Below are 25416 nucleotides of genomic sequence, written 5' to 3' on the forward strand. Positions count from 1 at the left end.
TAGCCCTTGAAAAGCTGACGCCGCGAGCGGCAACCACATGTCACGGAAATGTAGACCTCAACAGCGGTTTCGCCGCTCATGGCACCCAACCGGTGCGCTGAGCAAAGCATAAGGCATACGTTGCTAGGGTTTGCCAGCCTCCCCTATTAACATTGGGATGGCTTCTTCCTAGCCCATATTAAGGAGCGACTGATGAGAAAGTACGTCCTAGACATCAACGCCGATAACATGCTCGCGGAAGCATGTAGGAACTATATCGAATCGGGAAAGCTGGGAAGCGCCTTCGAGGTAGAGGGGTCTAAAGTGAACCTCTCGCTAGCGGATTTAACAGATGCACAGCCTGGGATAGACCTCTGCGCCTTGGGAAAGGATAGACAGGGCGAAGATCTCAATTATCAAGAGCTCGACGAGTTTGGAATGCCAAAGCCCCACGACTACGATGGTCCTAGCTTTTCGGCACTCGCTTATTTTTCAGAGGAGTATGAACAAGCCGAGAACCTAAATGAAGCAATTAAACTGCGCGGCTTCAAAGCGTTTCTCGACATGGTCGAGCCATCCGACTTCTCCGATGATCTTCCGGGCGTGTATAGGATAGGGTTTGCCCAGCTTTGGTCCCAATCAACTTGGGAGAACGGGCTCTCAGACAGAAATGTAGAGCATGAACAGGCTGCCCTCTCGATAGAGAATGGAGATCTGTTAACAATCAGACCTCTGGGCGTTGCCTCATTTCCAATAGACAGTCAAAAAACGGAGTAGAACGGAGTATGGCAAAGCAGCTGGGGGTCAACTCCCCAAAAAGGGGTATCGGAAGAGACTCCCTCAAGTGCTTTGACCTGCGAATAACGGAGTAAAACGGAGTAGAACGGAGTAAAACGGAGCGAGCAGGGAGCTGGAGCCGCCTGCATGAGTTCTAGCCCATCAATAGCCGCAATTGACGTTGCCCCCGCCACTCGTTGTCAGAGCATACGGCACAGGTGTCCTACAGCCAGAGCGTGCCTCCTACCGCGCGCCGGCGTACTTCCTGAGCTCATCGCGCACGATTTGGTCCATGGTCTCCCGACTGAAGACCTGGTCGACTTGCTCGGCTGCAACTGACCTGTCGGCGAAGGCATCGAATATCCGCCGCTTGTTCGCCAGGATCTGCATGATTCGCTCGTCGATGGTATCCGTGTGGCGTCGCGAGCTGGGGCTGCGAGAGATCGCGATTGACCCCGTGCGGAGCCCGCTTGCGTATAAGGAGTTTCGTCTCAAGGAGTTCGAGCGCGACCGCGACGGGTCGTGGGTGTACGAGATACCGGACGGGAACGACCACAGCATCGACGCGGTGCGCTTCGCCATGATGGACGACGTACTACGTGGGGCATAGGTTCTTCTCGTACGTTTACTCAGCGTACTCCCAATGATGGCCGCCTGCCATGCATCCCCTCTTCAATGCCTGGCTCAGTGTAGGGGGTTTGACGCCCACCAAATCCGCAGCCCTTTTAATGCTCGAGAACTCTTTGCCCGCCTCGACGCATCTGACGCGCTTCTCGTTGTTCGGACCGCTCGGATGATGCCCTTTGATAATCTCGAGCGCTGCCCCGTCATCGATGTGGAGCGGGGCACATCCATCCACATCGAGCTGGGCAGAGACACATTTCTGCCAGTCGGCAGGGTCGTCGTGGAGCCACCAGAAGCCCCTCCCACGCAGGCTCATGCCGACATGCACCGGTCTCCCGCATGCGGGACACTTCGACCGGGCCGTCTTATAATGGAGCCAGCTCTGGCGCATAAGCCTCGCCTAGCCTTCGAAGAAGTCCGTGTCGACGGACTTTATTACGTAGGTCTTCTCCTCCGTCACGCCAACGTTGTAGTCAATCATGAGATGCGCGAGGGTCACGCCGTCAACGAGAACGATGCGCTGGCCAGAGACCGTCTCCACATACTTGCGGGCACCCTCGCTGAATCGGGCCGTGGTGATGAAGAGTCCCTTGTTCGCATGCTGTCCGTTGAGCGCTCCGGAGAACTTCTGCACCTCGGGCTTGGTGACCGTTGTGTCCTTGTCCCATCGCTTGGCCTGGAAGTAAACGTTGTCAAAGCCCAGGCGGTCCTCCTTGACGATGCCGTCTATACCCCCGTCGTTGCTCTTTGGCGTGACTGTGGTAGGCTCGTCCAGCGACTGCCCGTAGCCCATGGCCACGAGCAGCTTGGCCACCAGGAACTCGAAGTCGTAATCGTCCATAGACGCAACGACCTGAAGGAGTTCCTCCGCGAGGGCGTCACGTATCTCCTTCGCCGCCTTCTCCATAATCTCCGGTGGTGTCAGCTGCTCGCTCTCTTCGGTGGACTTGGGCTTAGACTGCTTGTCGTCACTACCGTGCTTTCCCCCGTAATACTCGGCAAAAGTAGGGAAGACGAGAAGATCGTCCACACCAAAGCCTTCGGGATGCTCGGCCTGGAATACGCGTCCTGCGTCCGTAGCTCTGTACGTGCCCCTCTTTCCCCCATGCTGGTAACCGAAATCGATGAGACCGGCATGCTTGAGGTACTGTCTCGCCCAATTGGCGTTGTTCTTGTACAGGTTTGAGTTTCCCGAGGGGGTACGCTCAGCCCGCTCTTCTGCAGTGAGGCCAAAGACCTCTATCGTCTCCGCATCGAGCTCTTTCGAGCTCACGTACTTGTCGCAATTGCTTAGGACAGCGAGCGTGGGAGGCATGATCTCCTCGTATGTGGGGACTGCCACTGTGATCTTCTTTCCTATATGGACCGTGCCTGGGAGGCTAGAGCGCTTGTGACGCCATCCCATGATTCGTTCAATATTATACAAGCGCATTTGGGGGTCGCATATGCCCGCAATGCAGGATGACGAGTACTGGGTGCCGAAGTGCGTGAAGGCGTACCTGAGGACGGCTGGGTGCTCGACGCGGGCGCTGGAGGACATGGAGCCGCACGTACGGGAGTGGGACTCCTGGATGCGAGCCGTCGGAGAGTTCTGTAATCGCGGAGTTGCGCCCGCCTAGCGCTCCCTGGCGCGAGGCAAAGCATTCAGACTCGCCCCGCTGGTCTTGGCCGGACTCGTGCCTGGACATGAACTACTTCGACCAGGACAGCGTAAGGTACTCAAACGGAGCGACGCGACAAGCTCTGACAACGGCGCTCGCACTTCCATTGGCGTCATGCTGCCCAATGAGACTAGCGTGAGCATCATATTCGTCAACTCAATCGCGCGGGACACGACCGCCGAAAAGTGGCTGCATATGGAAGAGACCGCAGCGGGGCTAATTACGTATTGGCCCCGCTCGCTGACACGGGACAACTGGGCGTCAATCGTGGCGCGCGAGCGTGGACATGTCCTCGGGGCTCACAAGCCATTGCTTCAAAGGGCGAGCACACGCAACGTCATTCTGGTCGAAAAGCGCGTTGGACGTCTTCGAGAGCTCGGCACGATACCAGTCCCCGAAGGACTTCGAGGGGTTGTCGAATACCTCTCTGCGCATGATGCGGGGCGTGAGGAATAGGTTGCTACAGGCGTACTCGGCATCAAAGAACTCGTACTCGGGCGCTTCACCCCGGTAGGTCTTCTCCGTAAGGTACTCGTCAACCTCGTCAAAGAAGAGCTCCTCGCTGTAGAGCACGCCACGGGTAGAGAACGCCACGGTGGGCATCAGGCCCAACGAGTGGCGTACCCCAAAGGCTCTTCTCATGTAGCGTGTAACGTAGATGCGGTCGTCATCGAAGATGATGAGCCGGTCGCACTCCTTGCAGTGCCAAACTTCCGATTTCTCGCCGGGACGGTACTCGAGGCCGAAAAACGCCTGGCTATCGGCCAGTTCGTCCATGAGCGAGTCCGCCACGAAGAGCCGCACGTTGTCGAAGTCGTTCTGACGGACGTCGTTGCCACAGGGGCATCCTATGTGCGAGATCGCATCTTCCTCCCTCGCCTCATGTGTCAACAGTGCATTCTACCAGCCTCTTTCCCCACACCAGAACCCATGAGAGACTGTCGCGGGCGAGAGGGACGGGTCAGTACTACATCTGGGCAAAATCCGGATAAGCGCGAGTACATAGAGCGACAGCCTTACTTCCTAAGGTAGGTAATGCCAAACTCCTTCACCTTGCGCACCTCGGGAACGTTGGTCTCGACTGCAAACGCATTGCCGGCATCAAAGTACTGCCAAATGTCCAAGCCACGCCCGAGTAGAATCTCCCACGTGTCGTTGATGACCATCTTGCGGTCGTGAATCGTACGGGTCTCGTCGTAGTCATAGGTGAACGAGAGACCCAACGGGTTCATGGCATCGGCAACCTGCTGCAGGTAATCATCCTGCTTGGAATCGGCAAAATCATCGTCCCTCACTGTGGTGAGATGTACCGAGACCTCTGGAGCCGAGTAGTCGAAGTGAGAGAGGATGACTTCGAGCAGTTCCATAAGGTTGCGGCATTGGTAGAACTTGCGGATGTAGGGATCGATGATCTCGACCTTTCGCACTCCTTCAAGGTAGGGGCCAAAGAGTCTCTCGTAGGACACGCCACGCTGGTTCTCGCGATACTCCCTATGTCCGATAAACGGCTCGGAAGAGGCTGGCGCTTCGTTGGTCTGCATCGGCTCAGGCTCGGCAGGGGCAGGCTCTTGACTAGGCGTCGACTCGACTTCCCCGGCCGAGGCCTCATGCACCAGAGTCGATGCCGCCGGAGCAGCTGCGAGGCAACCCTCCTCCTCGTCCAGCGGAACCTTGTCACGCGAATGGTAGATCCGGGGGAAGTTGACCTCCTCCAGCGTCGTGACATCACGCCACGCTCCGCCCTTCTGCCTAAAGCGGAAATGCGTGCGTGCGAAGGTCTCGTCAATGCGGTAGAGCTGATCTTTCACCCGCTTACGCAGCTCCATCGCAAACTCCAGTATGCGAGCCTCCTCCTCGGCGGTAGCATCCTTGCCGGGAAAGATGATCTTCATGAGGCCAGAGTAGGTCTTGAGCACACCGTCGCGATCGCGTGTGGAGAGGTCGTCGGAGAGCTCGAAGCGCTCGCGGTAGAGCCCCGAATAGTCAAGCGCACGCAGCGAACGCAGCGCCTCGGCCAGGTAGTCCACGATGAAGCCGTAGTCGGAGCTGAACATATCCCCGCGGATGATGTCGACTTCCCAGCCAGGGATATAGGCGTGAATGCGGTCGATAAAGGCAGAGTCATGGTAAACGGCAGGCAGATCCTCAAAGAGGTCAGTCTGGTTGATCATGTAGCTCACATCGTGGCTTGTGTTACCCACGAATGCGAGTGACGCCTCGGCCGTCACTTGCTCGATGCCACGCGAGAAGCTCTTGTTGGCCATGTAGTTCTTAAGAATGTCGACGATGTCTGGCTTGGGGCGCTTGTTCTTGCCCGCGAACTCGTCGAATGCTACGCAGTCCCAATAGCCCACAAGGCCAATCTTGCCCGTGGAGTTGTTCACAAATAGCTTGGCAGGCGTAACCTCGCCGCCCGAGATGAGAATCCCGTGCGGGGAGAACTCGCTGAACACATGCGACTTACCCGTACCCTTGGGTCCCAGCTCCACGAGGTTGTAGTTGCGCTCGCAGTATGGGATGAGACGGGTGAGTTGGAAGAGCTTGGCCCGCTCGCCCAACTGTGCCGGATCGAGGCCAATTGAGCGGATAAGGGCGTCGATCCACTCGGAGGAGGTGAACGCCTTGCGTCGCTCGACATAGTCATCGAGGTCGAAGCGGGCCATCTGAATGGGCTTGAGCATCTTGAGGATGTAGGGCGACTCGTCCTTGGCCTCGTTGGCCGAGTACGAGAGGTCGGCGATGCACCACACGCCGCTCACGAGCAGACGGCGGTTCTTCTTGACCGTGTCCGCCGTGACGAGCACGTGGCTCACGCCGAGGTTCTCGAACGTCGCCTCGTAGGCGTCACGCTTCTCCACCAGCTCCACCGAAACCTTGTCGATGATGCGCTGGAACCCACTCTGCTTGATGTCGGAACGGATAGCGCCAGCCTCGGCGCGCTGCACGTAGTGCGCGGCCAGGATGTCGCGGACGCGCTCGACGCCCTCCTGTATCTCCTCCTCGTCGTCCGTGGCGCAGTTCTGCCCCAGCAGGTACTCGAGCACGTAGCTCGGCACGGCCGCGTTGCCCTTGACGAGCTTCACGAGGTCCTTGCGAACCACGTAGCCGGCGAAGTTGTCGTTGAGCTTCCTATCTAGATCGTCCATGCATTTGTCCTCTGCGTTAATAAAGCTCCTCTTTACTTCCAGTCACTCAGACTCGCCACCTTGGCGAGGGCGTGGGGAAACTTGTTGTAGTTGACCTTCACACCGTCATCGAGGTCGATGGAGACGCGTTCGTGCGCCAGCGGATAGATCACGTCGCGCTCCCACGTCTCGAGCTCGACGACCTGCGTGCGCAGCCTGTCGGTCTCACGCACGTCATCCGGGCGCTTTGACTGGGACTTGAGCTCGATCCTGCTACGCAGCTTCTCCTCATAGGCGCGGAGGTACTTGGTTAGAATCTCCCCGACGGTGCCCTCGTCGTAGCGATGCATGTAGACGAGGCACTGGAACGACTTCTTCGGGCTCTGGAAGAGCCAGTAGATCGGACGCTTCTGGTAGGTCTTCAGGTGGTCGTCGTAGAAGTCCTTGACGAAGTACGTGCGCAGGTCACACCCCAGAGCATTCTCGATGAACGACACGTTCTCGTCGAGCGTGTCCTCGCCGTAGGCGGCGGCCAGGAACCTATAGAAGCTGTCCACGATGTCGTCGTCGAACCATGCGTTACCGTCGGTGATGGGGAGGATGTTGTCTGCATCGGGGAGCAGCTTGGGATTGGGGATCTGTCGCAGGTAATCTTCAACCGAGGATCCTTGGTCGGCAAGGATGAGGCCAGGCTTGTCGAGTGAGTAGCGACCAAAGATGCAGCCGATGCCATAGCTAATGAGAGACTTCACGTCACGCTGGAGGTCGGCGAGACGAACGCTCACCTTGTCGTCGGGCACCTCGATGGGCACCTCGTCTTCCATGTCGTAGATACGAGCAAATATGCGGTTGAGCTTCTCCTCGTTGACTTTCAGCTGATCAAAGCGCTCCCGACACTCAGCTGACCACGTATCGAAGGACTCCGAAACAAGCGAGCCACACACAAGTGGGCTAGAGATGAAATCCCAAGATATGTCAGACGCATCCCAGTCGCTCTTGGATAATTGGACACATTCATTGGCATATTCACTACATTGGCTAGGTATTTCAGTCAGTTCTACTGGGAGGTTGGCTATATCTCCCGATTGAAAGTTTATTGTTGGAGCCAATGCAGCAAGATAATATTCTGCAATACTTGAATTGCAGAAAGCAACTAGAGATGCCGCATAACGTTCGTCAGGTATTATGCTGGCGCTTGCCATATCAAACAGCGAGCCAGCTGGTTGTAGTCTAAAACCTGTTTTATCTTTTGATATTTTCGTCCAAGTTATATGTGTCTTGAACATCCAACGATCTTGAATAAGTTGATAGTGCCGTATAGCCCCCTTGGGAGGATGCTTTACATCATATCCATCATTTTCCCAGTTGATTATATAGGAGTTATTGCCGTACCATTGCCTATATTCTCCACCCTTATCATATGGAAACCATTTTTTTCTAGAATCAATTGCATCGTCAAGCGTTTTGCATCTAAACGCTATGTCAGCTTTAGTTACTTCCCACCAACATCTTATGAAGAGATTATTATCACCTGTCTTCATCCCAGTTGATGTATCAACCTGATCTCCCAAGCGTTGCATCGAATCGAAGTTTTTAATTGCTCTCGGTGAAATCCAGTAAGCGAAAACAAGCTGAGGGATGTGATTGAACTTCTCTATTGGCGCATAATAGACAATGGTAGCCTGATTATCACTAATGGCGTCAAGCATAAGTGTAGCTTTTACTGCACTATTCTCAGCTTCTTCTAACCGAATATAAGCCCCGTAGCTGTCATCATGAGTTAGCTCGAATACTGTTGCTGTCGTCTGTACAACTTCTCCTGGGATTGCATCAAAGCCATGTGCCCCCAGATGCGCCATCGTGACGATGCCGTAGTTGTCGATGATGCGCCTACGCATCTTCTCGTAGGAGCTGAGGAACATCCACGACTGCATCGTAACCTCGGCGGTGTAGCCCGCCTTCTTGGTCATGCCCAGGCCGCGGCTGATGAAGCACGTGCACAGGTCGCCCTTCTCCTCCGGGTAGTGCTCCTTCACCCAGTCGGATAGCCATGCCCCCATGTTGCCTGAGCCGAGGTAGGGCGGGTTTGCGATGACGCAGTGGTACGTGCCGGACAGCGCCTCGACGTTGGCGAGCATGATGTTGAGCTTCCTGCGCAGGGAGTCCCTAAGCATGTCGTCCTCGCGGTCGTCCCCCAGGGCATCGATCTCGGCCCTGATGGCCGAGGCGTCATCGACCGCCGGAACATAGAGGCTGCCCGCCTCGCCCATATGCTCCATGGCGTCGAGAAGCCCGCTGCGCGCCCTGAAGGACTTGGACAGGTCCGCGCTCTCGAGCGGTTCCAGCTTCACGGGTTCGAGCACGCGCACGTCTGCATCGATGTCGCGCTCCAGGAAGTTGTGGTCGTGCTCCAGCGCCTTCATCTCGAGCGCGAAGCGGGCGATCTCCGCCGCTCGGCCGTCTATCTCCAGCCCGCGCAGGTTGTTCTCGAGGATCATCGCCGGGATGTCCTCGGGGTTCCAACCCTCCTCCTCGTACATGGCGAACAGCAGGTCGTACGCGTAGACCAAGATGTGTCCCGACCCGCACGCCGGGTCGAGCACCCTGATCTCGCTCGCGGTCGCCACCTTCGCGTGAGGCTCGTCGGCCTCCGGGGCGACGTAGTACTCCATGGAGGACGCGAGCGGGGAATCGGGGTTGTTGAGCATCCAGAGGCGGCCAAGCGAGTTCTGTGTGAGGAATCGCACGATGTACTCGGGCGTGAAGAGCTGCGTGACAGGGCCTAGCTCGGCGGCGCCGGCCTTCTTCTTTGCCTTGTCCTTGGCCTTGAAACCGTCCTGGACCTCCTGCTTGCGCTCGGCGATGTAGAACTGGTAGAGCCAGCCGAGGACTTCGACCGACCTGCAGGCGCCCTCGTCCATGTCGTCGACGATGCGGCGCAGGATGGACCCCTGAGCGAGCAGCCCCGAGGGCATGAGCAGCGTGCTTGCCGCCTCCTCGGAGAAGAGGTAGCCCATGGGCTTGGCGTAGTGGTCGCACACGGCGCCCAGCAGGACAGCGTAGGCGTCCTCCATGGCGTTCTCGCTCTGCGCCGTGCCGGCGAGCAGCGAGGAGACCCGGTCCCGAACCTTCTGGGTGAAACCGTACTCCGGGTCGAAGATGCCCTGCTCGGCGTCCGCGAGGACGGCGGGACGCGTCGAGCCGGGACGGGGCGTGACCGCCGGCGTCGGCGTGTAGCCGTTGGCGTCCATGAAGCGCAGGGCGCATAGCCTGTTGAACCAGGTGTACGCCGCGGCCTCCTTCACCCTCTCGCGGCCGCGCTCGGCGATGGCGGCGTCCAAGCGGTGCATCGCCTCCGGGTTCGACAGCCTCTCGTCGCTTCCCTCCGGCAGGATAGCGTTCAGGCGCGCCTCGACCTCCGCGAGGAGGTCCCCCCGGGCCTTGTTCGCGAGGGCCCTTATCTTTGCCGTGTCCATTTAGGGACCGCCCCTTTCTTAGAAGTCGCTGCCGAAGGCCCTGTTGACCGCGTATTCCTTCTCCCAGGCGGTCTCGAACCTACTCGTCGAGCCGACGCGGGCGCTGATGCGGACCATGGCGCTCGAGTAGTCGTCCACCTCGTCCGTGAGCCTCAGGGAGACGCGCGTCTTGCGCCCCTCGACGTTGCCGGACGTGCTGTCGAGCTCGAGCGTGCGCTCCTTGGAGGAGAGCAGGGTCCCGTCCTCGGCATACACGCCCACCTTGACCGTTAGGGGCGTCACCGCGCCCCCGCAGGCCTTCGTCTGGTAGACGACCAGCGAGACCATCGAGCCGGTGATGACGGCGCGCCCGACGGGGAAGCCCTCCACTCCTGTGGGCTTCGCGCTGGCGGCGCGGGCGGCGACCTTGACCGTGATGACGGGGATGACGTCCTCCTGGGCCGAGGCGCCTCCGTGGACGAAGCGCGCCCCGGATCCTTGCAAGCGCAAACGTGTTACGCCCCTCGGCATGGCGACCTCGTAGTCGCCCTGGAGCGAGAGGTCCGCCGCCTCGTAGACGGCGAGCGAGTCGTCTTTCGGCAGGCCGCGCCCGACCACGAACCTACGCGTTCGGGTCACGCTCTCCCGCGCGGCCGCGTCGGCAAGTCCCGCTACGTCGGCGTAGGCGTAGGACTCCGGGTCCTCGCTCTGGTAGAGGAATCCGTGGTCGGACGTGATGACGACCGTGCCGCAGCCGGCCCTCACGAGCATCTGCGCGAGCGACTCGACCTCCGCGCACGCCCGCTCGACCGCCTCGAACACGCGCCCCTCCGTCTCGCGCGAGTCGCCCGTCTTGTCGATGGCGTTGTGGTAGATGACGGCCACGGGCGTGCCCACGAGGCCGATAGAGCCGGCCTCGAGGACGTCCTCGGCCTTGAGGCACACCGACCCGGGGACGCGGCCGGCGACGATGGCCTGCCTGTTCGCTATCCCCTGCGTTGGCCTGCCTCCTTTTCTCACCATGGCGTCCGCGGGGTCGATCTCCATCTGCCCGTCGGGCAGCAGCGCGGCCATGCCCAGCTGGGTGTAGCTGGGGAGCATGCACAGCGCCGCCGAGCACGAGACCGAGGTCCTGCCGGCGAGGCCCCGCGCCTTCGAGGCGGCGAGCCTCCCGGCGAGGTCGAGGCCCGCCTCGAAGCGGAGCGCGTCCGACACGATCACGCCGACGCGCCCACCCGGCTCGTCCTTGGGGAACGCGAGCTCGACGTTGTCGTGGAAGAAGTCGGACTGTGACGCCATCGAGGCCGGCGGCCAGCCACCCTCGTCCATGAGGTGCCGCTGCCAGCGCTCCGTCAGGTCCGCGAGGTAGGCGTCGTAGCCTTTCTCTACCCTTGCGACCACTGGCGCGAGGGCATCCTTGAACCTGCCCGCGCGCATGCGCGAGCGGGCGAGGAAGAACTCTCGGTAGCGCCTGTCCGCCTCTTCCCAGGCGCTGGCATACGAGTCCACGAGCTCCTTGAGGCCCGTCGCCCCGCCGCGGGTCCGCTCGTACCCGGCGAGCGCGCCCTCGAATCTCGCGAGCGCGAGCAGCGCCCTGTAGTGGTTCCCGTACCGGTCTGCGAACAGCATGTAGCGCCGCTTCGACCAGATTCCCTCAAGGTCCGGCAGATCGAGGCCGCTGCTCAGTTCGTCGGCGAGGAACGACCCCAGAATCCACTCGTCCGCCTGCGGGATGGCGTCCACGTCGGCGAGGGCCTCGGGGGTGCGCGACTCCGGGGGGATGGCCTGCGCGACGACGTCGGCGTATTCCCTGACGACCGCGTCGAACGCCTCCCTCGTCTTGCCCTCGCGGGCGAGTCCTCCCAGCACCCTTGCGGATTCGGCCGGGTCTGCGGCCTGCCGGTCGTCCACCACGTCGCCGCATGCCCCCTCGAGCATGCGGAACGACAGATCTCCCACTGACGGCTCCTCGCCGTCCGGAGCCTCGTAGCCCAACAGCTCGCGCATCGCGGCCCAGAACCGGGACGAGAGCCCGGAGGCCGCGATGACGCGCATCCCGGCCTCGTCGCCGCGCGACCACTCGACTATCGCCCTTGCCGCCATGGAGCGGACGGCGTCGCGCGGGTTGCCGTCCGTGGCGCGCAGGGCCGCCGCGCACATGGCGAAGCGCACCTGGTCGATGGTCTCCTTCGGCAGGGGTGACGCTTCGAGGGCGTGCCTGCGCTCCTTGCTCCTGAAGAAGGCGGCGTGGTCCTCCAGGGACTCCGCGAGCGTCGCCGGGATGCCGCACTCGTCGGCCCACGAGCCTGCTAGCGAGCAAACGAAGGGGGCCGATGCCAGCTTCAGGTCGAGCAGGAGGTCGTCCGCCGGATTGGGCGCGCCTCCCGAGCGGTAGATGACGAACCTCTCGCCCGGCTCGCTCCTCAGGATCTGGCGCTTGGTCGCGAGCTCGTGATGTGTGGCGTCTACGACGGTCGCTCCGTCTAGCTCTATTCCGTCCAGGGCCCCGGCGTACTCGCTCCCCTCGTCCTCCCAGAACACCAGCCTTGCCTGGCCGGCGAAGGCTGCCTCGAGCCTGCGCGCTACGTTTTGGATATCGACTGTCTCGTCCATGACGCTCCTAAACCGTGACCGTCTTGCCCTCTTCGAGGGCGCCCATGATCGAGCCCTTGAGCGCCTCGAGGTAGGAGTCCGCGTCCGCCTCGGTCTCGATGACCGGCTTGAAGAAACCCGACGCCTTGAGCCTCCTCACGGAGACGGCCGGCTTTGGCTTTGGCTTTGGCTTGGGCGCGGGTTCCGGCGCCGCCGGATAGGCCGCGTTTCCTTCGCGACCTTCGTCCTCGGGCTCCGCCGCGTCTGTGTCCTCGGACTCCTCGGGGGCCGGCGGTTCCGGCTCTGCGGGCTTTGCCAGTTGGACCAAGCGCGCCGCGTTCTCCTCCTTGAACAAGTCCACGAACCCGCGGATGCGGTGAGGTGCCGAGAGGCCTTCCAGCGCTTCCTCACCGCGCGCGAAGATGTCGTTGAACTCGCTCCTTGCCTCATCGCTTGCCTCTTCGAGGTCGTATGTCTGCTCGTAGGACGACCTGTAGGCCTTGAGGTCCGCGAGGGCCTTGTCCCTCAGCGACCCCGTCCTCTCCTCGATCTGCTTCCTGAGTGCGACCATCTCCTGGTAGGCCGCCGGGATGCGGCCGCTCTTGTAGCAGCTCGGGTCGTTCACGACCTCGCGTATGCCCGCGGGGCCGTCCTGGTCAATCCCGAGCTCCCCGAGCTTCGGGACCTCCTCGGTCACGAAGCCCTTGAGCTCCCCCCAGCGCTTCGACATCGGCGAGCCCTCGCAGAACGAGCCCATGGCCGAGAGGTCCTTCCTCGCCTCGGAGAGCTTCTCCGCCTGCTCCGGGAACTGGTTGACCACCCATGAGCGGTCCTCGGCGTTGTCGGCGCACTTCTCGATGAGCCCCAGCTCCTCAGCGAACTGGCCCGCGAACGGGTAGGCGTTCGCTGCGATGGACTTCCTGCCCATCTCCTTCGCAAAGCTCTCCGCGTCCCTGGCGAGCTCGGCTGCGATCGCCTTGGGGTCCAGCTCTTTGGGGTTGGTCCCCGTGAAGTCGCGGAACGCCTTCTGCAGCCTCGCCATGTCCTCGGGGGATACCTCCTCGATGACCGAGACGGTGAGCTTGTCGAGGTCGCGCTTGCGCTTGAGCGCATCCGCGAGGACCAGACCCTCGAGAACCGAACCGGCCTTGCGCACCTCGATCTTGTTCGCCGCGTAGAGCTTGGCCACGGCGGACCGGACGGCGACCTCGGGCCATCCGTACTCGTTCTTCGTGAACCATGCGATGAGGCTGCCCGTGCCGTCGCCGCCGACCGTCACCGTCCCCGGCACCAGCCGCGTGCGGGCGAGGACGGTCTCGCAGTACTCTTCCAGGCCGCCGGCGAGCTGTTCCTGCTTGCTGATGCACTGCGAGTAGACGTCGTTGTCGGTGTACTTGGCCGTGATCTGCTGCAGGCCCGTGTAGGAGCGGCGGACGAGCTCCGTGAGGGCGGACTCAACGGCGTCCTTCCCCGAGCCGGAGACCTTGTCTGTGACGTCCACGCCCCCCGCGTTGAAGCGGGCACCGGTGAGCAGGTCGCGCATCTCGTCGCGCAGCCTGTTGTAGAGCTTGCCGTTGGCGACCTGCTTGTCGACGATTATCGCCTGCCTCACGTCGCTTGACCCGCTCTTGGCGTTCGCGTAGCGCTCCGTCTGCTTGAAGTTCCTCACGCCGAGCAGGAACTCCTTCGCGTCCCTCAGCGCGACCGAGAGCGTCTTCGGCGCGGTCGGGACCATGTCGGCGATCAGGCCCTCCGGCTCGTAGGAGGTGACGATGTCGAGCGTCAGGTCGCTCGTCTGGCGCCCCTGGGCCTCACCGTCCACCTTGAGGTTGTACGAGTACACGTGGTCGAAGCCCCCGTGCTTGTACGTCACCTTGCCGGCGCCGCACACGTCGCGAAAGAGCTGCGTGATAAGCTCGCGCTGCTCAGCCGGGGGCACGACCGTGTTCGCGATTTCCTGCTCGACCTCCTTCTCGTCGTTGGTGAGGTACTCGTAGACGTTGCCGTTCCTGCGGACGTAGACCTGGCGCTCCAGCTCCTCCAGCGCGGAGGCGATCTTCGCGTTGAGGTCGGCCGTGCTCTCGCTGAAGGCGCCGTACAGCAGGACCCGCAGGTTCGCCGGCGTGGCGCGGAAGTCATCGACGTACTTCACGAGCAGCAGGGCCTTGAGCAGCCGCACGGCATAGGGGTCGTCGAGCTGGTCCTCGGCCGTCGTTATCGCGGCGTAAACCTCGCTCTTCAGGTCGTTGCGCAGGCCCTCGAACATCATGTCGAACGCCGCAAGCGTCCCCTCCTCCGTGCAGGCCCCCTTGTCGCAGAGGTGCTCGGCCACCATCTGGAAGACCCCGAGCATGGAGCGGGCACCGGTCGAGTTGTGCCTTCCCGTGAAGCAGTTGTAGTCCGAGAGCCCGCGCATGGCGCTCATGAAGACCTCGAACTGGTACGGGACGAAGGGGTAGATGCCCGTGAACTCGTCGGAGTCCTGGTAGCACTTGTACTGCTTGGCCCCGTCGGCGAAGTCGAACAGGACCCCGAAGTCCTCGTGGTACCTCTCGTACATCCCCTCGAAGACCGGCTCGTCCTCGTCCCTCTTGGCGAGGAGCCTGTCCCTTATGACCTCCTTTGCGTCGGATGACGTGAGGGTCATCTTCACGTGGAAGCGTGCCTGGATCTTGCTGAAGTCGTTGGCCGAGACGGCCTTCATCTGGCCGACTATGTCCTCCATGTTCTCCTGGGACGTCACGACGATCCAGGAGTTGCCACCGCACGTCGAGTCGAGCTCCTCGGCGATCGTCTGCAGGTTGACCATGAGGTTCGTGTTCTGGGCTATGAACTGGCCGACCTCGTCCACGAAGAAGTTGAGGCGGAACCCCGGCTGCCCCTTCGACTCGATGTAGTCGGCCACGCGCTGCGCGAACGAGCGGATGTCCGGCTGGTATGTGTCCTTGTAGTAGCCCACGGCGTCGAGCGTCGTTCCCTCGGGATTGCCAAGCGCCTCGTCGAACGCCGCCGAAATCTGGCGCTTGTACAGGAGCGCCGACTTACGCACCTGCTCCCATGGTTTGCCGGCGCGCCTCTCGACGGCCTCGCGGAATGCGCCGAGCCTCCCCTCGTGGTCGAGGTCGTACTCGAGCTTCGCGATGTGCTGCTGGTCGCCGTCGAAATAGCCGCAGTGGTGATTGAAGGCCTTTATGAAGGCCGCGAGCAGCGCACCGGCGTCTGCGCGCCCCGCGTTCGGCGCGAAGCTGTCGATGTTGAAGAGCACGCTCTCCGATGGGTGCTTCCTGCGGGCCTGCTCCATGCCAGCCGCGAGTGCGGGCGTGTCCTCGACCTTGGGGATGAGGTAGTCCATGGCCCTCTTGCCGGCGACCTCCCTGTCCTCGAGCGCGACGGCGAGGATCTTGAGGAGGTGCGACTTTCCCGAGCCGAAGAACCCGGATATCCACGCGCCGTTGCCCACGGCGTCCTGGTCGTTGTACTCGTCGAAGAATCGAAGCAGGTGCTCCTTCACCTCGTTTGTCACCACGAACTCGTCGAGCTCGTTGGCGAGGTGCTGCGTCTCGTTCGCCTTCACCACGGGGTCGATTGGGCGGTATATGTCCTTGTCGAACGTCTCCGTCAGAAGCATTGCTGTCCTCCTTACAGGTCGAAGACGCGGGTCGCGCGGTAGTAGCCGCCGGTCGAGCCCTGGTCGAGGCCGAGTATGTTGAGCGCGGTCGAGCCGTCGCTCCTGCGCTCGAAGCGACCCGGGAACACGACCACGACAGGTATGGGCGACGAGATCTCCTCGAGGAGCGTATGCGTCCTTATGTAGGGATATGTCTCGCCGACCCCCGTGATGAACGCGATGTCCGCGTCGGGGTTCTCCGCTATCGCGCCGTTCACCGCCGGCGCCACGACGTCCTTGACCCCCACCGTGTCCTGGAGCATCGTGATGAGGTCCTCGCGAGGCGTCTCGGGTTCCGCTTCCACGAGAGCGTCCCAGATGTCCTGGTCGTCGAGATACTGGAGCACGATGTCGTATAGGTTGATCTCGATAGGGGTCACGCCGCGGTTCGGGAGGTCGTCGCTGCAGATGGCGCGTATGAGGTCGGCGGCGTAGGGCTGCTGACGCGGGTCGTAGTCGATGATGTAGAGCGCCTGCCGCATCATGTAGCCATTGCGCCCGAGCAGGGCATCGTCGGACAGCTTGTCCACGATGAAGCCGCGTGCGTCGTTGATGTGCTCGAATTCCTTCGGCATCACTGGGCACCCCCCGGGAATATCCGCAAGTCCTCCTGGTGTCCGGAATCGAGCGCGCCCCTGAACGCCGAGGTGGGGTACAGCGGGGTAATCTTGCGATCTTCGTCGACGAGACGGCACTCCACCAGCATCCGCAGAATCGTGTTGCGCATCTTCTTGCGACCGCCCTCCGTCATCCTCTCGAGCTCGGGGTGGATCTCGGCCTGCTCGTCGAAGAACACGTCATAGCTCTCCTGCGTGAAGTCCGGGATCGTCCGGCCGAAGCGCTCGGCGATAACCTCCTCCGAGAGGTCGCGCACGAACTGGTAGGTACGGCATATGGCAACCCAGAGCATCGCGCAGCGATCGTCGCCGTAGGACGAGACGAAGAACTCCACCTCGCCGTATGTGAGCGTCCTGAGGCGCTTGACTATCTCCGCAACCACGCGCTTCCGCGAGCTCACTGCATTGAGCTGGAACAGGTTCTCGTCTACCAACTTGGCCCTCGTCGCTTGCCAGTCTCCGAGCTCCAGGTACTCGCGCGCGGCGAGCAGGCTCTCCTGCATCCTCGCCGATGACCCGCTCATGGATAGGCTATATTCCTTTGACATCGGGCCCCTATTCCTCGTAAACCAGATTGTCAATCATGCACATGCGAGCGTAGGCACTGAAGCTGATGCCCTTGAGCGAGGCACGCTCGGCAGCGGCGTCCTTGAGGTTCTTGGGGATGCGGATGGTTATGGCCGTCATCTCCCCGCCGGTGAGAAACTCCTGTCTCTCGGTTTTGGTGGTCTCGCCCTCGACAAGCTCGGAGTACTTCACGGGGTGCCTCCGTTAGTTCGATGTGCAATACAAACGAATGCATCATACCAAACGATTATGATGCGTCCCGCTTATCCCGGCAAACGTTGCTGTTTGGCCCTGTGAAATCAAGAGCTGTCCTTCTGTTGCAATCCTCCACAGTCTTCGAGAGCGAAGAACAAGGTTGTTCTCCAATCAGCCCCCGACTGCCCGCAGCGCACGTTCGCGAGCCGGGGCTAGACGTACCCGGCACGAAGCCCGATAGTTGGATGTTTGAATAGCAGTAACTTGCCAATTTCTGCAGATTGAGAGGGCCCATGTCTCAGCTGACAGTCGACCAGAAGAACATCCGGACACTCCTCCAGGACGAGGACGCCGACTTTCTCATCCCGGACTACCAACGGCCATACGCCTGGGGAGAAGACGAGTGCTCAACCCTGTGGGACGACCTTTTCGCCTTCGCATTCCCCAACAACGCGAGTGACCGATTCGACAAGCGCAACGACTACTTCCTCGGTCCAATAGTCACGTTCAAGAATGACGAGGGACAGCAAGAAATCATCGACGGACAGCAGAGGCTCACCACCATCATGCTCCTGCTCAGGGCACTCTATGATCGCTTCGCGAAGATGAGGGACAGGAACTCGGTTGGTCTCCACGACGACATCGCTGCGTGCATATGGAAGTCTGATGACTACGGCAACCTCGACATGACGGAAGACGGCCTCAAAATCAAGTCAGAGGTCGCCTCCGATAACGACAAGGGCGAGTTCCTGCAGATCCTGCGAGACGGCAAGGCCGACCCCGCATGGAAAAGCAGCTACGCGAAGAACTTCCGATACTTCCAGGGCAAGATTGCGGAACTCGCCGAGAACTACGATGGTTACTCAACCCCCTTCGCCTCCCGCATCATGCGTCACGTGATACTGCTCCCCATCGAGGCGGGGTCGCAGGACACGGCACTACGCATCTTCTCGACGCTGAACGACCGTGGTCTCCCACTCTCCGACGCCGACATCTTTAAGAGCCAGCTCTACAAGCATTTCTCTGGCGAAGGCAAGAAAGACGACTTCGTCAAGCGGTGGAAGGCGATGGAAGAGGGCGCCAACGAACTCCTCCACCCTCTTCGCGGCACCCCCATGGACGAGCTCTTCACGCGCTACATGTACTATCGCAGGGCGCTCAGGGGCACGACGGACACGACCACCGAGTCCCTGCGCGGGTTCTACGCCAGGGACAAGTACTCCATTCTGCGCGAGGACGGGACCGTAGACGACCTCGAGTCGCTCCTCCGGTTCTGGCAGCACGTCGAGACCGGAGAGGGCTTCTCCGACGCAACCAACAGGCGCTTCGCGATCCTGCGCTTTGCGCCCAACGGTATGTGGTACTACCTCCTGAGCGTCTGGTTCCTCGCTCGCCGCGACAACGATGACAACCTGGATGACGAAAGCCTTGTGCGGCTGCTTGATCTCACCATAGCCTTCGTCTGGTACTACGCCATCGAGCGCCCCGGCGTAAACTCCCTGCGAACCCCCATGTTCCCCGAGATGGTCAACATCGTGAACGGCAGAAACGTAACCTTCTCGGGCTACCGGTTTGCCAGAGAAAACGTAGTCGCACGCATCCGTGCCTTCCAGTTCACCAACCAGCGCGCAATCACGCGCTCGATGCTTGCCTGGTGGGCGTACCATGATCCGGCGCAGCAGCTCTGGGACAACGATACGATTCTCGAAGTGGAACACATCTACGCCCGCAAGCGCGCTGAGTTCGAACCTCTGACGGATGGCGCCAACCTCGAGGCCCTCGGCAACAAGGCCCTCCTGGAGAAGCGCGTGAACATCCGTGCCGCCGACTACCGTTTCTCCGACAAGAGGAAGTACTACGAAGGCTTTGTTGACGGAAACGGAAGGACGCGAGAGGGCACGAAGAACGCAGAGCTGCTCGGAATAGTGAGGTCAAAGGAAGACTTCACCGAGACGGACATAGTCGACCGCACTAACACCATAATCAACTCGTTCGTCGACTTCATGGGCGAGAACGGACTCGTCGGGTAACCTCGCTGCCACCTCCATCTCCCTCGAAAGGAGCCCCATGCCCGTCTCGCAACAGCACTCCCCCACCCTTCGCGACTGCGTCTACGGACAGGCCGTGGGCGACGCCCTCGGCGTGCCGTACGAGTTCCGCGCCCGCTGCACGTTCGAGTGCACGGGCATGGCGGGGCACGGCTCTCACAACCAACCCGCCGGCACTTGGAGTGACGACACCTCCATGTCGCTCGCGAGCTGCGACAGCATCCGTGCCACGGGCCGCATCGACGTTCGCGACATGCGGGAGCGCTTCGTCCGTTGGTACCGCGAGGGCGCGTACACCGTGAGCGGCCTCTTCGACATCGGCGGCACCACCGCCGACGCGCTCTCCTCCGGGCGCGGTCGCACGGGCGAGCGCGACAACGGCAACGGGTCCCTTATGCGCATCCTCCCACTCGCGTTCACGGACGCGACGGACGACGAGGTTCGCGCCGTCTCCGCCATCACGCACGCGCACGCCACCTCCTGCGAGGCGTGCGTTCGCATGGTGCACGTGGCCCGCAGGCTCATCGCCGGCGAGGGGCCGCGCGACGTCGCGGGCAGCCTCGTGGGCGTGCCTGCGAGCCAGATCCGCTCCGGCGGCTTTGTGCTGGACACCGAGCGCGCCGCCCTGTGGTGCCTCGCAAACACCTCGAGCTACGCCGAGTGCGTGCTCGCGGCGGTGAACCTGGGGGACGACACGGACACCACCGCCGCGGTGGCGGGTCGTGGGCGTGCCGGGCGTCGCGGAGGAGGTCGGCACGGGCTCCGTGGGGCCGACGTTCGGCATCGTGCGGCCGGCGGTGCCGAACACGAGGGTGGACTTCTCGCCCTATGGCCAGAGCGTGTTCGCGGACGCCGGGAGGCGGGTGCCCATCCCGTTCGGCAAGGGCGACTGCACGGTGTTCAGGAAGGTCATGTCAACCGAGGACACGATCCAGGAGTTCGCCCCCGCACTGCGCACCGGGGCGCAGGGCAAGGCGTTCCGCCTGGCGCTGCAAGTCTTGGGTGATCTCGTCGGCCTAGGGACGAACTACTTCGACCTGGACAACGTCGGCTACGTGAAGACGGCGACCGAGGTGAGCTCCGACAACAGCGCACTGATCCGCAACATCAGGAAGAACGAGAACAACCTGCAGGGTGCTCTGGTGGGTGTCTCCAGGGCGACCATGGCCTACGAGAGGAGCATAGGAAAGAGCCTGCCCGAGGAGGGCGACGTGAGCGCCATATTTGACGACTCAATCATCCAAGACAGGGCCTCGGAGAAGCAGCAGGACATGGCGGAGGTTGCGGCAGGGCTCATGTGACCCGCAAGGAGTACCGCACGCGCTGGTACGGGGATGCAGCGGGCGGCAGCGGCGCGGCTGGGACGTCGCAGGTTCTTTAGGGCCCCGCGCCGTCAGTAGGACTCGCGAGTCGCACGGCGTGTCTGGCGGAATTCGGATAGTGTGCGGTCATCCGCGCCACGGGGCCGTCACTGGTGGATCGTCGCGAGCATGGGGCGCTGGCAGGCACGTACCCTAGCTACCACGTCAAGCCCTACCACCCTCCGCACTGAAACGGCCACGACTGGAATCCGGCGCGCAACGATGACAGAACTGGCGAGGGTACATTGGTGCGGATGGGCACGAACCGCCGTCACATCTGGTGAATTATTTCTTGGCTTCAACAATTAGTCTTTCACCCGAGCGAAGATGCTCGGGTTGTAAGCAAAGATGCGTTTCGACTCGAGCATCTGCTCACCGGAGGTCGCCGACGAGTAGCTGTAGTCGAGCGCGTGGGCGCCCTCGGCGTCGTCCGGCAAGGTAAGCTTGGCGACGCTCATGACCTCGGTCGAGGCACCGTTCACCTCGAAGTGGGACGACAGCGCCGCCTCGGGGGTGACCATCGTCGTGTCCTGAGCCGCCGCGGCGCCGTAGCCGGAATAGGACAGATTGAAGTAGGCGTGGCCAAACGGGACCCCGCTCGAGCCCGGCGCGAGCTGCAGGATGTCGCCGTTCGTGAGCAGGATGATGCCCTTGTCCGTCACATGCACGGACGTCTCGTCGCTCTCCTCCTTTGCCTTGGCGAGCAACCCTGTGGCAGCAATTCTGTGAGCGACGGGCAGATGCTGGCTGAACTCCTCACGAGCGCGGCGGATGGTTTCACGAGTGGTCGAACATGAGCGCGGGCGGCGGAGGCGGATCCTTCCCTCTCCCCCCTGGCGCGGCGCCCGGGATCGTTTGTAATCGCGGGGCGTGACGGGATGCCGCTAAGGAATCGGGGCATGGCGGATTTCTCGCTGCCATGCCCCCGAATCTCTATGCGATATTGCCCAAAGGAGCGCCACGACACGTGTCTCCTAACGGCGGTCCAGCCACGGGACCGGTTCTCTAACGCACGTCTCAAGAAGGGCTCCCAGCCAGAAGAACCTGTGGCCTAAAGCTCCCGCCCGTTCGAGGCGATGACGCGACGGTACCAGTCGAAACTCTTCTTCTTGCTGCGCGCTAGCGTTCCGTTGCCGGCATCGTCGCGGTCGACGTAAATGAAGCCGTAGCGCTTTCTCATCTCGCCGGTCCCCACCGACACGAGGTCGATGGGTCCCCACGTGGTGTAGCCCATCAAATCGATGTAGTCCTCGTTCACGGCGCGCTCCATCTGGATGATGTGCCGCCGCAGGAAGTCGATGCGGTAATCGTCAGCGACGAAGCCGCTCTCGTCGGGCTCGTCGAGCGCACCCAGACCGTTCTCGACCACGAAAAGGGGCACCTGGTAGCGGTCATAGAGCTCGTTGAGGGCAACGCGCAGGCCGATCTCGTCGATGGGCCAGCCCCAGTCGGTGCGATCGAGGTAGGGGTTGCCGCGCTCCACGAGCAGGTCGTCGCCGGTCTCGCTCGAGGCGACAGACGAGAAGTAGTAGCTGAACGCGATGAAGTCGGACGTCCCCGCCGCCAGAATCGCAGCGTCCTCCTCGCTCACCTCGAGCTCGACGCCCAGGCGCCGAAGCTGGGCGCGGCACAGGTTGGTGTAGTGCCCTCTCACCATGACATCGGTGTAATAGTAGTTGGGGAGCATGTTGAGTCGCCGGGCGAGCACATCCTCCGGACGGCAGGTCTTGGCGTAGGTGGTCGGGTACTGGACCATGCAGCCGATTCTGAAGGCCGGGTTGATCTTATGGCCGAGCGCAACGGCACGCGCGGCGGCGAGGAACATGTGATGGCTCGCCCGGACCTTGACCTCGTTCACATCCTCCCCCTCTGAGAAGACGAGGCCCGCCTGGTTGAAGGGCGTGCGCTTGTTCATGGTCTCGTTAATCTCGTTGAACGTCATCCATATGCGGACCTTTTCGCGGTAGCGGGTGAAGATGGTCTCGCAAAAGCGAAGGTAGAAGTCTATGAGCGCGGGGTTGCGCCACGAGCCGTACTCGCTCACCAAGCGGAGGGGCATCTCGTAATGCGAGATTGTGACGACAGGCTCGATGCCATGGGCGACCATATCGTCGAAGACGCGGTCGTAGAAGGCGAGCCCGGCCTCGTTGGGCTCGGGGTCGTCCCCGTTGGGATAAACGCGCGCCCAGCTAATCGAGGTCCGCAGACACGTGAAGCCCATCTCTGCAAAGAGCGCAATGTCCTCCCTATAGCGATGATAGGCGTCGATGCCTTGGTGGTTGGGATAGTAGACACCCTCGCGTACGGCCTCGTGAATCTCGCGCGGGACGCCATGGGCCCCGGCGGTCTGGACGTCGGCGATGGAGACGCCTTTGCCGTCCTCGAGATAGGCGCCCTCGACCTGGTTGGCAGCGACAGCTCCTCCCCAGAGAAAGCCGCTCGGCATCCCTTGTGCGCTCTTGACGGGAACGGCTCGCGAGGCGATGATTGCAGACCCTCCGGACTCGAGGGCAACGTCCGCGGCTGTGGTCGTTTGCATGGAAAACCTCCTCGGTAAAGGGAGGGGCACGGCTGCACGCGACCGCGCCCCCAGGGGGATAGAGGACAACGGCGGGCCACGGCGTCGCAACGGCGCGACCCGCCGGCGGTGGAGGGCTGTCCTAGGCCTCGAGCTTGGCAGCCTTGGCCTGCTCGCGCTCGTACTGCTTGTTGGAGACGAACACGAACGGCACGTAGATCACAAACGCCACGGCGATGACGATCACGGCCATGAGCAGGGCCTGCCACTGTCCGCTGAAGGCGAGGAACTGCTGGAGGAACATGGGGGCGCCGGCAATGGACTCAACGTAGGAGGAGGTAAGGAATCCCGAGGTGATTGCGTAGTAACCGATATTGCACGTCACGAGCGGGGCGATCACGAAGGGGAAGAAGAACGTGGGATTTAGCATGATGGGAAGGCCGAAGACCATGGGCTCGGAGATACCAAAGATCAGGGGCACGAAGGAGAGCTTGGTGACCTCTCGGTAGTCGGCACGCTTGGAGAACGCGAGGATGGCCAGGGCGAGCGAGATAACGATGCCGGAGCCACCCAAGTTCATGAACAGATGGACGAAGGCCAGCGTGTAGAACTCGGGAGGCATGGCACCCGCCGCGACGGCGGCGATGTTGGCCGCAAGCGCGGCAGTCCGGACGGGCTTGGCGACGGCGTTCATGGCCATGTGGCCGTGAATGCCCATCCACCACAGCAGCTGCGAGAGGACCGTGATGATGCTAACGCCGATCTGTGAGCCGATGACCTGATTGAAGGGAATCTGGATGACGTTGTAGATGATGGAGTTGATGAAGGTCCCGGTGAAGGCGTACAGAACGCCGGCAAACACGCCGAAGAGCATAATCGTGATGAACGCGGGGATAAGCGCGTTGAAGCTGGTGGAGATCATCTCGGGGACGGACTCAGGCAGTTTGATCTTGATGCGCTCGAACCCCATGAGACCGTTGAAGATAGCCATGGAGACGATGCCCACGAAAAACGCCAGGAACAGCGCGGAGGCGTTGAGGCTGCCTGCGATGTTGTCGGGGTCCAGCACGGTGATGAAGCAGCAGACGGAGATCAGGCCGCAGATGAGCGGCTTCCTACCATCCTGCTCGCCGATTGAGTAGGCAACCAGGAAGGCGATCCACAGTGCCATGCAGGAGATGCAGGCGTAGTTGACGGTGCTGAAAACATTGGAGTAGCTGGTCAGCCACTCGAAGCCGCTGAACTGGGCCAGGCCGCTCGAAGTGGAGCAGAGCATGAGGTTTAGCATGAAGGCGAACGAGCCCGTGATGACAATGGGGGTGTAGGTGGTAAAGGCCTTCTGGATGGCCACAACATACTTGTTGGCGTTCATGAAGTCGGCCACGGGCGTCAGAATGCGTTCCATGAAGTTGGTAAACTTTTCAAGCATGGGGTGTCACTCCTATTAGAGCGTCTGAAAGAGCTTTCGGTTGTCCGTACGGGGTGGCTCGACGCCACGCGCTACTTACTTGCCGGCGACGAGCTCCTCGGCCTGCTTGAGCACCGCAGCGCCATCGCAACGGCCATAGGCCATGGGGTTGATGACCGCCACGGGCGCAGCACCATTGACCGTCTGGACCAGTTTGCGCTCCATGTGACGAATCTGCGGACCCAGGAGGAGCACGTCAAAGTTGCCAATCTCGGAGGCAACCTGACCCTGCTCGACGGCCCAAATCTTGTAGTCCTTGCCCTGCTCCTTGGCCGCCTCGCGCATCTTGCTCACCACGAGCGAGGTGGACATTCCGGCAGCACAAGCCAGCATGATGTTCATGGTCTCTCCTTTCGGCGGGGCGCTGCGGCCCCGCGTGACTGTTGACTGTGGTCCGGCAGGCTATGCCCCAGCCTCAAGCTTCGCCATGCGGCGGTACATCTCGACCATCCGCTCAGCGAGATCACTCGCCATGATTGCCATAGTCAGGTGGTCCTGCGCGTGAACGAGAATGACATTCACCTCGACGTGCTGGCCGCTTGCCTCCCCCTGGATGAGCGAGAGCTGCGTCTCGTGGGCGGCGTGCATTTCCTCCTGGGACTCCCTGAGATGGTCCTCAGCCGCGGCAAAGTCGCCCTCCGCGGCAGCGTCGACGGCCATGAGCGCCGAGGACTTCGCGTCGCCGGCGTGCAGGATGATCTGCATAGCGTTCTCGTACTTCGCTTCTTCCATCGTTTCCTCCTCTCTCGTTCCGGTCTCGTG

General features: G+C 61.6%; 22 protein-coding genes. 6 read left to right on the forward strand and 16 right to left on the reverse strand.

Annotated elements, in window-relative coordinates:
- The first annotated feature begins 192 nt into the window (after positions 1-192).
- Positions 193-756 carry a hypothetical protein gene (locus BT122_RS00515; protein WP_072354141.1) on the forward strand — a complete coding sequence of 188 codons (564 nt, stop codon included), beginning with the start codon at positions 193-195 and terminating at the stop codon, positions 754-756.
- A 243-nt stretch (positions 757-999) separates the two neighbouring features.
- Here the strand turns inward: BT122_RS00515 and BT122_RS10920 are convergent, their stop codons facing one another.
- Entirely contained in the window at positions 1000-1146 is a 147-nt protein-coding gene (locus BT122_RS10920) for a hypothetical protein (RefSeq protein WP_177242170.1), read from the reverse strand.
- Here BT122_RS10920 and BT122_RS00520 point away from each other — a divergent pair.
- Positions 1145-1366: a hypothetical protein gene (locus tag BT122_RS00520; protein WP_072354142.1), complete on the forward strand. Its 222-nt coding sequence runs from the start codon at positions 1145-1147 to the stop codon at positions 1364-1366. The two genes, BT122_RS10920 and BT122_RS00520, sit on opposite strands and share 2 nt — an antisense overlap.
- Positions 1367-1381: 15 nt before the next feature.
- Here the strand turns inward: BT122_RS00520 and BT122_RS11055 are convergent, their stop codons facing one another.
- Positions 1382-1696: a hypothetical protein gene (locus BT122_RS11055; protein ID WP_143189928.1), complete on the reverse strand. Its 315-nt coding sequence runs from the start codon at positions 1694-1696 to the stop codon at positions 1382-1384.
- 84 nt (positions 1697-1780) lie between these two features.
- Complete coding sequence (locus BT122_RS00530; RefSeq protein ID WP_072354144.1) at positions 1781-2722, reverse strand: restriction endonuclease; 942 nt, start codon at positions 2720-2722, stop codon at positions 1781-1783.
- A gap of 103 nt (positions 2723-2825) precedes the next feature.
- Here BT122_RS00530 and BT122_RS10925 point away from each other — a divergent pair, with 103 nt between their 5' ends.
- A complete protein-coding gene (locus BT122_RS10925; RefSeq protein ID WP_177242171.1) occupies positions 2826-2999 on the forward strand; it encodes a hypothetical protein in 174 nt (57 codons plus the stop codon).
- A gap of 303 nt (positions 3000-3302) precedes the next feature.
- Here the strand turns inward: BT122_RS10925 and BT122_RS00540 are convergent, their stop codons facing one another.
- The 8 genes from BT122_RS00540 to BT122_RS00575 form a co-directional block, all read right to left on the reverse strand.
- Entirely contained in the window at positions 3303-3932 is a 630-nt protein-coding gene (locus BT122_RS00540) for a DUF8617 domain-containing protein (protein WP_072354146.1), read from the reverse strand.
- A 125-nt stretch (positions 3933-4057) separates the two neighbouring features.
- A complete protein-coding gene (brxL, locus tag BT122_RS00545; RefSeq protein WP_072354147.1) occupies positions 4058-6187 on the reverse strand; it encodes a BREX system Lon protease-like protein BrxL in 2130 nt (709 codons plus the stop codon).
- 32 nt (positions 6188-6219) lie between these two features.
- Positions 6220-9642 carry a BREX-1 system adenine-specific DNA-methyltransferase PglX gene (pglX, locus tag BT122_RS00550; protein WP_072354148.1) on the reverse strand — a complete coding sequence of 1141 codons (3423 nt, stop codon included), beginning with the start codon at positions 9640-9642 and terminating at the stop codon, positions 6220-6222.
- An 18-nt stretch (positions 9643-9660) separates the two neighbouring features.
- Positions 9661-12234 (reverse strand): BREX-1 system phosphatase PglZ type A, encoded by a 2574-nt coding sequence (pglZ, locus tag BT122_RS00555; protein WP_072354149.1) that lies wholly within the window; start codon positions 12232-12234, stop codon positions 9661-9663.
- 7 nt (positions 12235-12241) lie between these two features.
- The gene (gene brxC / locus BT122_RS00560; protein WP_072354150.1) at positions 12242-15841 is read right to left on the reverse strand and encodes a BREX system P-loop protein BrxC; all 3600 of its coding nucleotides are present in this window, start codon (positions 15839-15841) and stop codon (positions 12242-12244) included.
- 11 nt (positions 15842-15852) lie between these two features.
- Positions 15853-16455 carry a DUF1788 domain-containing protein gene (locus tag BT122_RS00565; protein ID WP_072354151.1) on the reverse strand — a complete coding sequence of 201 codons (603 nt, stop codon included), beginning with the start codon at positions 16453-16455 and terminating at the stop codon, positions 15853-15855.
- A complete protein-coding gene (locus BT122_RS00570; protein WP_072354152.1) occupies positions 16455-17045 on the reverse strand; it encodes a DUF1819 family protein in 591 nt (196 codons plus the stop codon). The genes BT122_RS00565 and BT122_RS00570 overlap by 1 nt, the downstream gene beginning before the upstream one ends.
- A gap of 7 nt (positions 17046-17052) precedes the next feature.
- Positions 17053-17256 carry a hypothetical protein gene (locus BT122_RS00575; RefSeq protein ID WP_072354153.1) on the reverse strand — a complete coding sequence of 68 codons (204 nt, stop codon included), beginning with the start codon at positions 17254-17256 and terminating at the stop codon, positions 17053-17055.
- Between the two features lie 296 nt (positions 17257-17552).
- Here BT122_RS00575 and BT122_RS00580 point away from each other — a divergent pair, with 296 nt between their 5' ends.
- From BT122_RS00580 to BT122_RS00590, 3 genes are read left to right on the forward strand one after another with little or no spacing between them, the layout of a single operon-like run.
- A complete protein-coding gene (locus tag BT122_RS00580) occupies positions 17553-19289 on the forward strand; it encodes a DUF262 domain-containing protein (protein ID WP_072354154.1) in 1737 nt (578 codons plus the stop codon).
- A gap of 37 nt (positions 19290-19326) precedes the next feature.
- Positions 19327-20313, forward strand: coding sequence for an ADP-ribosylglycohydrolase family protein (locus BT122_RS00585; RefSeq protein WP_072354155.1), 987 nt, complete (start codon positions 19327-19329; stop codon positions 20311-20313).
- Positions 20306-20608, forward strand: coding sequence for a hypothetical protein (locus BT122_RS00590; protein ID WP_072354156.1), 303 nt, complete (start codon positions 20306-20308; stop codon positions 20606-20608). The genes BT122_RS00585 and BT122_RS00590 overlap by 8 nt, the downstream gene beginning before the upstream one ends.
- Positions 20609-20973: 365 nt before the next feature.
- Here BT122_RS00590 and BT122_RS00595 read toward each other — a convergent pair whose 3' ends face one another.
- The 5 genes from BT122_RS00595 to BT122_RS00615 form a co-directional block, all read right to left on the reverse strand.
- Positions 20974-21375 (reverse strand): hypothetical protein, encoded by a 402-nt coding sequence (locus tag BT122_RS00595; protein ID WP_072354157.1) that lies wholly within the window; start codon positions 21373-21375, stop codon positions 20974-20976.
- Between the two features lie 344 nt (positions 21376-21719).
- Positions 21720-23207, reverse strand: a complete 1488-nt coding sequence (locus BT122_RS00600) for a 6-phospho-beta-glucosidase (protein ID WP_353612539.1) — start codon at positions 23205-23207, stop codon at positions 21720-21722.
- A gap of 121 nt (positions 23208-23328) precedes the next feature.
- Positions 23329-24615: a PTS sugar transporter subunit IIC gene (locus BT122_RS00605; RefSeq protein ID WP_083432228.1), complete on the reverse strand. Its 1287-nt coding sequence runs from the start codon at positions 24613-24615 to the stop codon at positions 23329-23331.
- 75 nt (positions 24616-24690) lie between these two features.
- Positions 24691-24996: a PTS sugar transporter subunit IIB gene (locus BT122_RS00610; RefSeq protein WP_072354158.1), complete on the reverse strand. Its 306-nt coding sequence runs from the start codon at positions 24994-24996 to the stop codon at positions 24691-24693.
- 60 nt (positions 24997-25056) lie between these two features.
- The gene (locus tag BT122_RS00615; protein ID WP_072354159.1) at positions 25057-25386 is read right to left on the reverse strand and encodes a PTS lactose/cellobiose transporter subunit IIA; all 330 of its coding nucleotides are present in this window, start codon (positions 25384-25386) and stop codon (positions 25057-25059) included.
- Between the last annotated feature and the right edge of the window lie 30 nt (positions 25387-25416).

Origin of the sequence: Olsenella sp. kh2p3 (assembly GCA_900119625.1) — a bacterium.
Classification (GTDB): Bacteria; Actinomycetota; Coriobacteriia; order Coriobacteriales; family Atopobiaceae; genus Tractidigestivibacter.

What these genes read in the sequence shown, in the direction of transcription:
- BT122_RS00515 (WP_072354141.1), top strand. Translation starts at nt 193, where the DNA reads ATGAGAAAGTACGTCCTAGACATCAACGCCGATAACATGCTCGCGGAA.
- BT122_RS00520 (WP_072354142.1), top strand. Translation starts at nt 1,145, where the DNA reads ATGATTCGCTCGTCGATGGTATCCGTGTGGCGTCGCGAGCTGGGGCTG.
- BT122_RS10920 (WP_177242170.1), bottom strand. Translation starts at nt 1,146, where the DNA reads ATGCAGATCCTGGCGAACAAGCGGCGGATATTCGATGCCTTCGCCGAC.
- BT122_RS11055 (WP_143189928.1), bottom strand. Translation starts at nt 1,696, where the DNA reads ATGAGCCTGCGTGGGAGGGGCTTCTGGTGGCTCCACGACGACCCTGCC.
- BT122_RS10925 (WP_177242171.1), top strand. Translation starts at nt 2,826, where the DNA reads ATGCCCGCAATGCAGGATGACGAGTACTGGGTGCCGAAGTGCGTGAAG.
- brxL (WP_072354147.1), bottom strand. Translation starts at nt 6,187, where the DNA reads ATGGACGATCTAGATAGGAAGCTCAACGACAACTTCGCCGGCTACGTG.
- pglX (WP_072354148.1), bottom strand. Translation starts at nt 9,642, where the DNA reads ATGGACACGGCAAAGATAAGGGCCCTCGCGAACAAGGCCCGGGGGGAC.
- pglZ (WP_072354149.1), bottom strand. Translation starts at nt 12,234, where the DNA reads ATGGACGAGACAGTCGATATCCAAAACGTAGCGCGCAGGCTCGAGGCA.
- brxC (WP_072354150.1), bottom strand. Translation starts at nt 15,841, where the DNA reads ATGCTTCTGACGGAGACGTTCGACAAGGACATATACCGCCCAATCGAC.
- BT122_RS00565 (WP_072354151.1), bottom strand. Translation starts at nt 16,455, where the DNA reads ATGCCGAAGGAATTCGAGCACATCAACGACGCACGCGGCTTCATCGTG.
- BT122_RS00570 (WP_072354152.1), bottom strand. Translation starts at nt 17,045, where the DNA reads ATGTCAAAGGAATATAGCCTATCCATGAGCGGGTCATCGGCGAGGATG.
- BT122_RS00580 (WP_072354154.1), top strand. Translation starts at nt 17,553, where the DNA reads ATGTCTCAGCTGACAGTCGACCAGAAGAACATCCGGACACTCCTCCAG.
- BT122_RS00585 (WP_072354155.1), top strand. Translation starts at nt 19,327, where the DNA reads ATGCCCGTCTCGCAACAGCACTCCCCCACCCTTCGCGACTGCGTCTAC.
- BT122_RS00600 (WP_353612539.1), bottom strand. Translation starts at nt 23,207, where the DNA reads ATGCAAACGACCACAGCCGCGGACGTTGCCCTCGAGTCCGGAGGGTCT.
- BT122_RS00605 (WP_083432228.1), bottom strand. Translation starts at nt 24,615, where the DNA reads ATGCTTGAAAAGTTTACCAACTTCATGGAACGCATTCTGACGCCCGTG.
- BT122_RS00610 (WP_072354158.1), bottom strand. Translation starts at nt 24,996, where the DNA reads ATGAACATCATGCTGGCTTGTGCTGCCGGAATGTCCACCTCGCTCGTG.
- BT122_RS00615 (WP_072354159.1), bottom strand. Translation starts at nt 25,386, where the DNA reads ATGGAAGAAGCGAAGTACGAGAACGCTATGCAGATCATCCTGCACGCC.